Below are 11,951 nucleotides of genomic sequence, written 5' to 3'. Positions count from 1 at the left end.
ATTATTGGTTTACTTTTTAACGATTTTCATTGCGAAGCCACCACCCTGGGCCATGGTAATGGATAGTTTGCGATTGGCAGGAATAGTGATCTGCTCTTTTCTGTAATCGGACGCGATTTTATCGGCATTTATGCCATCGCGATAAATTTCTGCAATATAATCTCCTGTACCGAGGAAGCTGAGATCAAGATCCAGCTTGCGGGCATCCCAGTTGGTTAACGATCCCAAATACCAGGTATCGCCCTTTTTGCGTGCGGTGGTAATATACTTTCCAATCTCACCATTAAGCACGATGGTATTATCCCATACTGTGGGGATTGAGCTGATGAAGTCAGTGCATTCCTGCTCCCTTTCATAATTATCGGGGCTATCACAAAGCATATTCAAAGGCGATTCGAATACCACATATTCAGCCAGTTGCCTACAGCGGGTTCCCTGGCTCATCGGTTCATCATTTATTCCCCTATGGCTTCGTTTGGTTGCATTACGCATGGCACCCTGGGTATAATCAACAGGCCCTGCAACCATCCTGATAAAGGGCATGGTAACATCATAGGTAACCATATCCATTTCAGGTCCGGTCCATTTCATTTGCTCAAGGCCGTTCACCGCTTCGTAGTTGATTACATTCGGGAAAGTGCGGTTCAGACCTGTTGGTTTATAGGTTCCGTGAAAATCAACAAGCAGTTTATATTTAGCAGCTGTTTCTGCCGCCCGGTAATGAAAATCAACCATCTCCTGATCATCACGATCCATAAAATCGATCTTGAAACCTTTTATCCCCAGTTGCGAATAATGTTTACACACTTTTTCCAGGTCTCGCTCAAAAGCGTAGTATCCAGCCCAAAGAATCAGGTCTACATTTTTAGATTTTCCATAGGCAACAAGCTCCTTCAGGTTAATTTCGGGTACAACCTCGAATAAACTGGCTTTAAGGTTTACCGCCCAGCCTTCGTCGAGAATAACATATTCAATTCCGTTTTTGGATGCAAAATCAATATAGGCTTTATAGGTTTGATTATTTACCCCTGTAACAAAGTTTACTTTGCTGATACCCCAGTTATTCCACCATTCCCAGGCCACTTTTCCTGGTTTTACCCATGAAACATCCTTTAACCTGCTGGGTTCAGCCAGTTTATAAACCAGATCATTGTCGGCCAATGCTTTATCGGTTGTGGTTACGATGGCAATACGCCAGGGAAATTTTGTTTGGGCCTTGCTTTTAGCCAGAAAGGGCTGACGGGAGGTTACCATCTGTTGCAGCTGGTTATGGCCACCCTGTTTTGTAGATTTGGGATAAGGTGCAAAGTTTGCTTCCAGGGTGGTGGTGCCACCAAGATTATAGAGATACATACCCGGATAGCTTTGCAGATCTGCCTCGGCTAAACATACTTTCTTTCCTCCATCAAGTTCTACCACCAGTGGTGAGAAAGCCAGTTTATTACTGTTCATTTCACTCAGACGACTGTAGTCATATGTGTTCTCAAACGAGTTGAAATATTGTCCTTCGAGCGTCTTCTCCTTTGTTTTTACATATGGAATGTAGGCTTTGTAATCTTTAGGAAATCGGAACGATGCCAGTTCTTCATTTACGATGAAGTCTTTTTTACCATTGGATACAAAACGATAGGCCATTCCCTCATTATAAACCCTAAAAATCAATTTGAAATCTTCTTTGAAATCAAGTGTTAATTCCGAATATTCATCATTTATCCGGCTTCTTTTGTAAAAGTGTGCGTCAATTTTTTCTTTAACAAGCGTGGTTTTGGCCTGCTTCAATTGGGATCTGATCCCAAAGGCGTTTCCATTACCCAGTTTCATGGCAATGGCGTTAGCACTCAGTATCAGTTTGCCATCGTGAAACAGCTGATAGCCAATAGTATCAGTAAGGAGAACACCCACTTGCAACCGCCCATCGGGCGAAGTAACACTAAGCCTCCTTTGGGCGATTGCGGGGATAGTTAGGAACGTTAAAAGGAATAGGCGTAGTATTTTTTGTTTCATCAGTTATACCTGTTATTTAATTGTTGATTTCTCCTGACCCGGCAGTGGTTTAATTGGATGCTGTTTGTGGTATTGGAGAATTTCCAACAGTATGCGAAAATGTTCGCCGATCGATCTCATAATAATTTGTAGCTATTGTATTTGGTGAGTCCAAAACTAGCTAAACTGCCTACCCGAAGGGTTCGGTTTTGTACAGAAATGGTTCAGTTTTGTACAAAATGAATGTTTAGCCGAAATTTAAGACCTCTTGTCGCGTATATGCCAGCAAAAGCGAGGTCTTTGTAGGATAAACACATTAGGCTCATGGAAGAATTGCCTCGGTCGAATTCCGAAGTCTTGTCTGAAGCGTAACCTAAATGGTCCTGCGTAGCCTCATCCATGGTAAATACATTAGATAGCTGCTGCCGGTCTGCTACTTAAATGAGCGACGCTAAACACAATGGCGACAGAAAAACGATATCAGCAAATGTTTGTGACGTGATATCGGATTGAAAATAATTCTCTTTAATTGTTCAACTATTTCTAATCCGACCCTTGAATAAGGTTCTATATTTAGCATATTAAATGATCTTTTTCAGTGGTTGGGCCTGATTTCGCACATAGTAAAAGCTCATTATTTCAGATCAAAAAAAACACTATAAGTAATTGACTACCAAAACAATACAATAAAAAAAAGATCAATCTTTAAAAATTCAGACACTATACTGCATTTAAAAAGAGCTTATGCCTGTAAAATGATCTTGCTCAAGCTGGTAATCCAGTTAACACTGAGTTAGGTCGAGTCATGCTTCAATAAAAACAAATTTGAATGCAAGACCCTGACCTAAATAAAGACTGCAAAACTATTCCGCTACGAGTTTAAGTCCAATCAGTGATATCACCAATGTACTCAGAAAAAAGAGGCGCCAGAAAGTAGCTGGATCTTTAAACACAAGGATGCCAACCACTACTGTACCTACAGCGCCAATACCTGTCCAAACAGCATAGGCAGTTCCAATAGGCATAGTCTGTGTAACTTTCATTAATAAAAGCATACTAAGAGACATGGTTATAAAAAAGCCAAGGTACCATAGATAAACAGCGCTTCCGGTCGCTTCCCTTGCCTTGCCTAAACATGACGCAAAAGCGACTTCGCATAGGCCGGCGATTGCTAATAAAATCCAATTCATAGTTACATTATTTACCTGTTAAGGTATTAATAACAAATTTACTGTCCGCCTCATTGGTAGGTGATCAAATATATTGTGACCTGGGCGGATCGGTCAGTTTCTGTATTATTCTTTTACCAGATCATGGATATACTGCTGTAGCGTAATTTCTCCCCTTACAGCGTTCTTCGGCGCCTCGATATCATTAGCTGCTATTTCGGTCATAGCCGCGTAAGACGCAGCGGCCTCATCAGAAAACCCTACAGATTTAAAAGCATTAGTCCAATCCTGCTTCGGAATCACTTTTACGCTTACCTTCTTGCCCAGTGCATCAGAAAACGCGTCAGCCACATCCTGTGGCGAATAAAGTTCCGGGCCTACTATGGCATTCAACTCCGGTCCGTTGTTGGTTGTCATAAACCTTGCCGCCAATTCCCCAATGTCCTGAGGCGCGACCATCGGTATCTTAAGCGCTTTTGGAAAGAACGATATAAGTTCGCCGGTTTCTTTTATGATCGGCAACGATGATGCCCAATTGCTCATGTAATAGGCTGATCTGATGATCTGATAAGGGTATCCAAGAGTCCCTATTCCTTGCTCAAGTTCATACAAGGTATTGAGATCACCAATCCTGCTGCCAGACCGTGCCCCTAGTGTCGAAGCAACAACTATCTTTTCTGCCTGCGTTCCTTTTAAGGCCTCCACTAAGGAAGCGACCGTTTTCCTTTCCTGAAGGTCCGTGTCCGTCAACGGGTCAGCAGGCGGATTCAGTACAAAAATGTTTTTTCCAGTTTGAAAGATCCCGTGCAAACCTTCGGTGTCATAAATATCTGCAACTGTAAATTTTGCGCCTTTAGCTTGCCAATCAGCTGCAGACTTCGAGCTTCGGGAAATAATGGTTACCGCCTCGCCGCTTTTGAGCAAGGCATTGGCTAAGGCAGATCCGATCTGCCCCGTTCCTCCAGATATGATATTCATAATGCTATAGGTTAAATTTCGTAATAAATCAAAACTACAAGCTACTGTGACAACTCTCTGTCATAGGTATTTTCAACTTCGGATTTTTTATTAACCGGTGCGCGTTTAGACAAATTAAGAAGCTGGAATAAACCGATGGTTCAGAAAAAAGCTGCAGCGTTAGGGATGTATGCTATCTTCTGCCAGTCTGTTGAGGTATTGAGAGATCGTCATTTTATGTGGCTCAAATCTTTCGTTAAGGATATAAAAGGACTGGAACCGGTCAATCCTAAAAAAACGGTAATCCTTCCGCAACCGGCAAAAGGCAAGTAACAACCACTTGTTTGCCGCATAAAACAAAGCAAAAGGCTCGACTACACGCTCTGTAATTTCATTTTCTTTTAAAGCGCAGTATTCGATTTTAATGAGCTTATAATCGGTTAGTGCCTGTTGCAACTCCGCCAAATGACTGCTCGATGGCTTCTCATCGGTATTAACATACACTTTTACACGTTCAGAGAGTAGGTTCATTTTCTCTTTTTCCGCATAACGCAGTACAGCTTTTACCTTGTCTGTCGCGTTGCGATAATTTCTAACCAGTGAATCATCGTTATTACCGGCAACGAGTTTTTCAGCGGTGATAACAGCAGCTGCTTCGCTTTCCGTAAACAACAATGGGGGTACTTTATAGCCCTCTACCAACGAAAATCCTTTTCCTTCTTCCGTAAAAACCGGAACACCGGCCTCTTCCAATAGTTTGATGTCCCTGTAAACAGTTCTTGTGCTAACTTTAAACCGGGTGGCAAGATCAGTTGCGGTTACAATTCGCTTGGTCTGCAAAACGGTAAGCAAGGCAATAAGCCTGCGTAAACGGGTAGCACTGCCAGATTGGTATTGGTTATTTGACGACATATGGACAAGGCATAAATTAAATATCTACTTTATTGGCTATTTTAATATATCGCGTTCTATTTGGGCATCATTCAACTCCTTTTATAGCCCCTCGGCTATTGGATAAATCTATAGCCGCTTTCTTAAAGGACTCATCAAACACTCGTTTCTCCTCTATTCAAATTTAAATTTTCTGTTCAAATTTTACACATAAATCCCCTAGTTAAATGTAGCAACGCTAATCCTCTTGATGTGGGAGGGCGACAAAGCCTCGGTCTTTCAACATATGTGTCAGAAAAAAAACCATATGAAGTATCCGCTAACACTTGATTTATTTAAAATTGATTAATTAAATCACTAACCAAATCTACTTATGAGAAACAAAATTTCACATGTGCTCATCGCAGCACTATTGTTTGCCGGCTGTTCAAAAAATGAAATCAACGAAGCAGAACTGTTAATTCCGCAAAAAACGACCGCAGCGCTCAGATCGGACTCCGTTAACGGAAGCATGGCAGCGCTCGCTGTACAGGGTACCGCCGAAATTAATGCCTCTACTGTACAACAGTCTATAAAAGGGTTCGGTGGAGCCAATATTGTGGCATGGACAGGGGACTTGACAAGTACCCAAAGAAGTACGGCATTTTCACCTACAAACGGCATTGGTTTAAGCATCGTCCGCGTACGTGTTCCAAATTCCTCCGCAGAGTTTGCTACTGAAAAAGCAACTATCGATGCATGTAAGTCATATGGAGGATCGGCCATCGCCTCAGCATGGTCAGCACCCGCATCGATGAAGACCAATGGAAGCGTAGTAGGTGGCAAAATCAAAACAGCTTCTTATTCTGCCTATGCTGCACATTTAAGTGCATTTAATAGTGCAGTTGGCGGCCTCGCCGCCATTAGTCCCACGAATGAGCCGGATTATCAGGTCAACTACGAATCTATGGAGCTTACCGCTCCGGAAGTAGCCGACTTTGTTGCTGCACAGGGCAGCAATTGCGGCGCACCGATTATGGCACCTGAACCATTTCAAATGAACCAGACTTATATTAATACCTATCTCAGTAATGCAACTGCAAAATCAAAAACCAGTTTTGTATGCGGCCACATTTATGGTAAAACGCCTTATAACCTGGGGAATATTGGCAAACCAGTGTGGATGACCGAACATTATACCAATTCGAGCATAAGCGGGGAAGATTGGCCAAATGCCATGACAGCAGCCAAAGAGATCCATGATTGCATGAATGCAGGATGGAGTGCGTATGTATGGTGGTACATCAGAAGAAGTTACGGACCTATCAGTGAAAGTGGCAATATTCAAAAATTAGGTTATATCATGGCACATTACGCCAGATATGTCCGCCCGGGATATACCAAAATCAGTTGTACTTCAAATCCAAGTACCGGTGTTTATGTTACCGCATACAAAAGCGGAACAAAATTAGTACTTGTTATCATAAACCAAAATGCAGCTGTTACTTATCAGCCCTTTAGCTATACCGGGATTTCGGTTAATGGATTTAACCGCTATTTTACAACAAGCACCACAAATCTTGGCTCAAACAGTTTCGCGGTTTCAGGCGGAAGCTTTGGCATTAACCTTTCTGCATCAAGCATTACAACACTTGTATCTTATTAAATTGCGTTTCCCTGGCCAAATGGTCAGGGAAATTCCATTCCTTTATTAAATCAGGCAGCATATTCTGCAAGGAGCGGTAAGAAACAAAATCAATTTTTGGAAACCTTTATAACCTTACTCGCAACCTCAAGCAGATAACTTTTAAAATCATCTGAAACAGATGCGGGTTTAAATCCTATTTTTTTCGGGGAATCTTTAAAAAGTATCCCGTACCAAATCAAACCGCCTAAATATTTCCCCGCATCATTCGCATGGTTTGGATCAAAGGCCAATTCTTGTTTGTTCCAGAAATAGCCCACATTGATAGAATGCGTTTGATCGGGCAAACTGGATGCAACAGGATGTTCAAAATCAAAAGTTGTATCCTTTTTATAGCCATATTTTTTATTGGTTGCCACTTCTTCAAACGCATCGCCAACAGGTAAAAGCCTTGCATTAAACTGTTTCGCCAGTTTGCGGTATGCTTCACGAGATTTTTGCCACATTTCCAACTGGTTTTTAGCCAATTGCGCTGGCCCAACTTTCCCAAATTTCTTTGCATCAACACGGTAAGCCCAAGTTTGGTGAATCACGATTTCTGCATTTGGTTGAAGCTTTTTAATGTAGTCTACCAGTTTTTTTGCGTATGGATTGTAGCTTGATGAATCGCCGGAAAGATATGAATATTGCTGGATCGTCACTACATCCCAGGTACCTTGCGACAATAACATTTTTAGCGATTTGCCTCCGTATGGCTTTCCTTTAACATCGGTTGAATCCTTTTCAAATTTTTCTACATAACCCCAATGTTGCTCCAAAGAATGACCGCCAAGTTCTGCCCTACCAATAATTAAATTTTTACCCATTTCTTTGGCCATTTGAGGCAGAAAACTGGTCGCATTTTGCGAAAAACTATTTCCAATTACAAATAAGTGTAATGTATTGTTATTGGTTTGACTGAAAGCATTAAGACTAAAAGCAAGCAAAAAAATGAATAATCTGCTGCCTTTGTACTTTAAAAAGAATTGTATCATATTTATAAATTTTTGTTTTTACTTCGCCTAGGTGGGCTTTCATGTATTTATAGGGTCCTACTCCTGAAAATAAAAAAGCACCCACTCCATAAACTTTTGTACGGTTTGCCTTAAACAACCAACTTTTTACTGGCTACCCGCCATATTAACCCTGCCGATATCAGGATTAGGCCGCCAACAGCCATAACGGTGATTGAAAAGTCCTTTGCGATATATCCAAGTATCCCAATGCCTATCCCCACAATACCCATTGAAAGTGCAATAACACCTATCCCGAATTTATTTTGTTTTGCAGCCTCAATATGGAGGGCCGGATCTACAACCCGGACCGCGGTAAGCTCTTTTTCCTGCTCCATTTCTTCTACCTTAATTGAAATATGCCCCTTAGCAGTATAATATATTTCGAAAAACAAAAGAACCGCTATTGGAATGCCCATACCCATGCATGTTTCCATGGTACGGTCGAGCTTTAAACCCCAGATACTAGGGGCAATTACTTTAAAGAACAGGTTGATCAGCAATGATGCTACGGTGGCGGTAACGACTGAAAATCCCGTTTGACGTTTAGAAAAAAGTGTCCAGATGATCGGTGCAAATAATGCTCCCCCTGCAATAGAGGCAGTACTTAAAACCACTTCAACAATTCCCCCGGCACTTGGAATCCAAATGGCAACAATTATTGTTAATACGCCAAAAACAAGGGTAAAGAATCTGGCCATCCAGATCACTTCTTTTTCTGAAGCTTTCGGTCTGAGCAGGTTTTTATAGATATCCTGTGCAAAAACAGTCGAGGCCATATTAATCGTTGTATTGGCCTTACTTGATGTGGCAGAAACCATTCCGGCCAGCACAAGTCCTATCAAACCTGCCGGCATTACTTTTTGGATCAACATCATGTATGCATCTTCACTTTCCAGTCCCTGAAGATTTGGATTGATCACCCGGTAGATCATCGGTGGGATCATCCAGATAAAAGGGCTTACAAAATACAACATGGTAAATATACCTGCTACCTTTTTTGAGTTTTTCTGGTTAGACACACTCGTATAACGTTGCACGTATGACCAGTTTCCGCCGATATAAAAGGTCTGATATACAATAAAAGCCAGCATAAACCCAAAGGTATAGTCCTGGTTAAAAGGTTCAAAAAAATGTGGCGGCGCTTTTGCCGCGAGGTTTGCCGGTCCTCCGATCTGGGAAAAAGCAATAGGGATCACAATCAGTACCGCAGCTGTAAGTATCACAAACTGAACCACGTCGGTTACTAAAACCGCCCATAAACCGCCAGCAGCGGTATATACCACAATGATCAATCCGATCACAATAATGCAGGTTTCTAGGGAGTATGGGGTAGCTACATGCACCATTTTACCAACCGGATACAATACAGCTGCAGTAGTAAACAGGCTCAGCAGCAAGGTCATATAGGTATAAAACTGTTTTTCGGCCGCACCAAACCGTTTGCCGATGTATTCGGCTGCTGTTGCAACACCTGTTTTTTTCCATCTTCCGGCAATAAAAAAGGTGACAATTAAGCCACTGATGGCCATTGTTAATTGTATTGCATTGGCAACCAGCCCATGTTTATAAGCTATAGATCCCCAAACCACAAAGGTTCCGGCCGAAAAATAGCTGATAAACAAGGATAGGCCATTAATCCACCAGGGTGTTTCTCCCCCGGCTTCGAAAAAAGCCTGTCCGCTTTTACTACCCACGCGGGTAAATGTAAGTCCGATACCGAATATAAGTAAGGCAAAAACCGCCATTACCACAAAATCTAATTTTCCCATTTAATTTATCTTTTATTTAGTATTATTGATAGCAACGCACCGAGAACAAAGCTGCAGGTACATCACCTGAAGGATGCTCCAAATATATCGTTAGGCTCCTGGTATTTAAAGGCTCAGTTAGCTCAATGATGTTCCTGGTTTGATAATTACCGGTTTTAGTAAAAACAACGGTCCCTTTATCGTCTTTAATTACATAATTCCTTACGCAAAACGGCATCACATTTTCCGGATGCCCCATCAGGACAGACTCCATCGGATGATCAAAATCAGTATCAAATAACAACTCGATCCGTTTAACGGTCTTGATTTCTTTCCAGCTGATGGTTAGTGCCGGATTTTTATCTTTCCAGTCGGCCACCCACGCATTTGGAGCAGAGACCGGCCTATCAATGCCATTGGTAACATTTGCAGCACCAAAAGCATTGATGCCCGATTTGTAGTTAAATGTAATATTGTGCCCTTCGGGCCTGCGCTTGGGGCACCAAAATTCAAACTCATCTACCCCGATATCCGCTGGCGGACTTTGTTTTCCATAATTGGATACGTCCTTATTAATGGCGTTGAACACGGATAATAGCCCCGTAACGCGCTTCGCTGAGAACTGCAGTTTAACATTAGGATTCTTCATAAAGGTAAGAAACGCATAACTTTCCTCAGGCATTACCGCATCAAAGCTGATCTTCAAGCAATTACGCCCAACATTTATTGGCAGTAAAACTTTATCTATAGTCAAATCTGGCGTATGGTTGCTCTTTTTACTGCTGATTCTAAGTTCCACTTCCAGCTCCGTTGCCACATCTCCTTCTGCATGTACAACAAAAGCCCCTATTGCACCTGCTTTTAAGGGGATCATCTGTGCAACAGAAAACTCAAGTGGCTTAAACAATTCACTTTCAGGAAGACCTGTCAGCGACAGTTCTGAGGATGCGGTAACCTGCGCATTGCGCACAAGGTCGAGCGCATCATGGAGTACAAGCTCTGGAATGTGATGCCCACTGCGCAGCAGCTCAGTCTGCAGTTCAGGAATAAATCCTTTATGATAGAGTTCCGCTGGCAACAGATTTTTGTCTTTACAGATCTTCGCTGCCATGGCAACTGCCTGCGCGGCATGGGCGGCAGTAGCCATAACCCTGGTAGAGCCAAAGGCAACATGCGTGGCACTGATAATTCTACCAGCCAGAAAAAGATTCCTGATGTTGCGGCTGTACAAAGCGCGGTAGGGAATCTGATAAATGCCCTTGCTATGCCATTGATTGCAACCGGGTTTCTCGCTGAACACCCCATCTGCCGGATGCAGATCTATGCTCCAGCCACCAAATGCGACAGCGTCATCATGCAATTGCTGGTTAACGATATCCTGTTGTTTGATGATGTATTCGCCTTCGAAACGACGGCTTTCCCTTTTGCCTGGTATGGTACCTACCCATTCTAGCGCAAGGTTTTCGGCTTCGGGAAAATTGCCAGAGTTTTTTACATAGTTCCATGCACCATAGGCTACTTTCCAGAGCTCCCATTTTATTTTTTCGGTATCATGTACCGTATCCAGTCTTCCTCCATACTCCAGCCACCAAAGTTTGCATCCGTGCTCCCTGGCATTAAAATTTTTAAACCTGGGGATTTTTGTAATATCATCAAGCGCATAAGAAGGAGCTACAAACTTTACGGGTTTGCCCGTATCCTTACTGTAAAAATACAGGCTATGGCCAAGCAGTTCGCCATATTCTTTTGTAGGCGCAAACTGTTCTCCAAATTCTTCTTTGGCCTCTGCTCCCATCCTGAATGCCGCACCCGCCAGAAAGGCCACAATGCCATCTCCTGATGCATCGCAAAAAAGTGGTGCGTGTATGATATATTCTGTAGAATTCTGACTGCAAAAGGCTTTTATGGCGCTCAGTTGATCTGTGGCTGATTTTTCTACATCATAAACCCCGGTATTGAGCAATAAGGTAATATTTGGCTCTAAAATAACTTTATCAAGCAAAACCGTATCAAAAATCAACGGATTTCCTTCAGGGTTCCGGTACATATTTTCGACCATTAACTCATCCACAACACCACCTTCCCTGGCCCAACGGTTATTATTTCCCATATGTGATGTAGCGCCCAGCATCCATAACCTTACCTCACTGCTCGCATTTCCGCCAAGCACGGGCCTGTCCTGCACCAGTACAACCTTTAAACCTTGCCTCGCAGCGGTAATTGCGGCACAGGTTCCTGATACTCCGCCGCCTATAATGGCAAGATCTGCCGCAAGTTCGTTAGATCGCAGTTGCCTCTTTTCGCCTCCTTGATTTGTTATCATAAAATATTCTGTATTATTTCTTTCCTTCTGTTATACTTTTCCAATTGTCTGTTCTGAATGACGACGAGGGAAATCCTTCTATATTAAAAACTTATTCAAATGCAAACCCCAGCCTTCGCTAGTGCCTGACCACATCCTTTAAAGCCTGTGGCGAAAGCCCTCAGCGGTTCTACCTTTGGCATCATTATCCTGGTGCACCGC

At 42.5% G+C, this 11,951-nt stretch carries 8 protein-coding genes; 1 reads left to right on the top strand and 7 read right to left on the bottom strand.

Annotated elements, in window-relative coordinates; genetic code table 11:
• Positions 1 to 9: 9 nt before the first annotated feature.
• From LQ227_RS24125 to LQ227_RS24110, 4 genes are all read right to left on the bottom strand, one after another.
• Positions 10 to 2,004, bottom strand: coding sequence for a glycoside hydrolase family 97 protein (locus LQ227_RS24125; RefSeq protein ID WP_230151568.1), 1,995 nt, complete (start codon positions 2,002 to 2,004; stop codon positions 10 to 12).
• An 842-nt stretch (positions 2,005 to 2,846) separates the two neighbouring features.
• Complete coding sequence (locus LQ227_RS24120) at positions 2,847 to 3,173, bottom strand: multidrug efflux SMR transporter (protein ID WP_215126290.1); 327 nt, start codon at positions 3,171 to 3,173, stop codon at positions 2,847 to 2,849.
• 105 nt (positions 3,174 to 3,278) lie between these two features.
• Positions 3,279 to 4,130, bottom strand: a complete 852-nt coding sequence (locus tag LQ227_RS24115) for an NmrA family NAD(P)-binding protein (protein ID WP_230151566.1) — start codon at positions 4,128 to 4,130, stop codon at positions 3,279 to 3,281.
• Between the two features lie 159 nt (positions 4,131 to 4,289).
• Positions 4,290 to 5,021: a YafY family protein gene (locus LQ227_RS24110; protein WP_230146232.1), complete on the bottom strand. Its 732-nt coding sequence runs from the start codon at positions 5,019 to 5,021 to the stop codon at positions 4,290 to 4,292.
• 352 nt (positions 5,022 to 5,373) lie between these two features.
• Between LQ227_RS24110 and LQ227_RS24105 the strand changes: the two genes are divergently transcribed.
• Positions 5,374 to 6,645: a hypothetical protein gene (locus tag LQ227_RS24105; protein ID WP_230146231.1), complete on the top strand. Its 1,272-nt coding sequence runs from the start codon at positions 5,374 to 5,376 to the stop codon at positions 6,643 to 6,645.
• Between the two features lie 89 nt (positions 6,646 to 6,734).
• Here LQ227_RS24105 and LQ227_RS24100 read toward each other — a convergent pair whose 3' ends face one another.
• From LQ227_RS24100 to LQ227_RS24090, 3 genes are all read right to left on the bottom strand, one after another.
• Positions 6,735 to 7,658 carry a DUF4886 domain-containing protein gene (locus LQ227_RS24100; RefSeq protein ID WP_230146230.1) on the bottom strand — a complete coding sequence of 308 codons (924 nt, stop codon included), beginning with the start codon at positions 7,656 to 7,658 and terminating at the stop codon, positions 6,735 to 6,737.
• Between the two features lie 110 nt (positions 7,659 to 7,768).
• Entirely contained in the window at positions 7,769 to 9,448 is a 1,680-nt protein-coding gene (locus LQ227_RS24095) for a sodium:solute symporter family protein (RefSeq protein WP_230146229.1), read from the bottom strand.
• A gap of 22 nt (positions 9,449 to 9,470) precedes the next feature.
• Positions 9,471 to 11,750 (bottom strand): FAD-dependent oxidoreductase, encoded by a 2,280-nt coding sequence (locus LQ227_RS24090; protein WP_230151563.1) that lies wholly within the window; start codon positions 11,748 to 11,750, stop codon positions 9,471 to 9,473.
• Positions 11,751 to 11,951 lie beyond the last annotated feature (201 nt).

Source organism: Pedobacter sp. Bi27, from assembly GCF_918698255.1.
Taxonomy (GTDB): Bacteria; Bacteroidota; Bacteroidia; order Sphingobacteriales; family Sphingobacteriaceae; genus Pedobacter.
This window is presented reverse-complemented; position numbering and strand designations above follow the sequence as displayed.

Bases quoted from the DNA above. Each gene is read 5' to 3' on its own strand.
- LQ227_RS24125 (WP_230151568.1), bottom strand. From the start codon at position 2,004: ATGAAACAAAAAATACTACGCCTATTCCTTTTAACGTTCCTAACTATC.
- LQ227_RS24120 (WP_215126290.1), bottom strand. From the start codon at position 3,173: ATGAATTGGATTTTATTAGCAATCGCCGGCCTATGCGAAGTCGCTTTT.
- LQ227_RS24115 (WP_230151566.1), bottom strand. From the start codon at position 4,130: ATGAATATCATATCTGGAGGAACGGGGCAGATCGGATCTGCCTTAGCC.
- LQ227_RS24110 (WP_230146232.1), bottom strand. From the start codon at position 5,021: ATGTCGTCAAATAACCAATACCAATCTGGCAGTGCTACCCGTTTACGC.
- LQ227_RS24105 (WP_230146231.1), top strand. From the start codon at position 5,374: ATGAGAAACAAAATTTCACATGTGCTCATCGCAGCACTATTGTTTGCC.
- LQ227_RS24100 (WP_230146230.1), bottom strand. From the start codon at position 7,658: ATGATACAATTCTTTTTAAAGTACAAAGGCAGCAGATTATTCATTTTT.
- LQ227_RS24095 (WP_230146229.1), bottom strand. From the start codon at position 9,448: ATGGGAAAATTAGATTTTGTGGTAATGGCGGTTTTTGCCTTACTTATA.
- LQ227_RS24090 (WP_230151563.1), bottom strand. From the start codon at position 11,750: ATGATAACAAATCAAGGAGGCGAAAAGAGGCAACTGCGATCTAACGAA.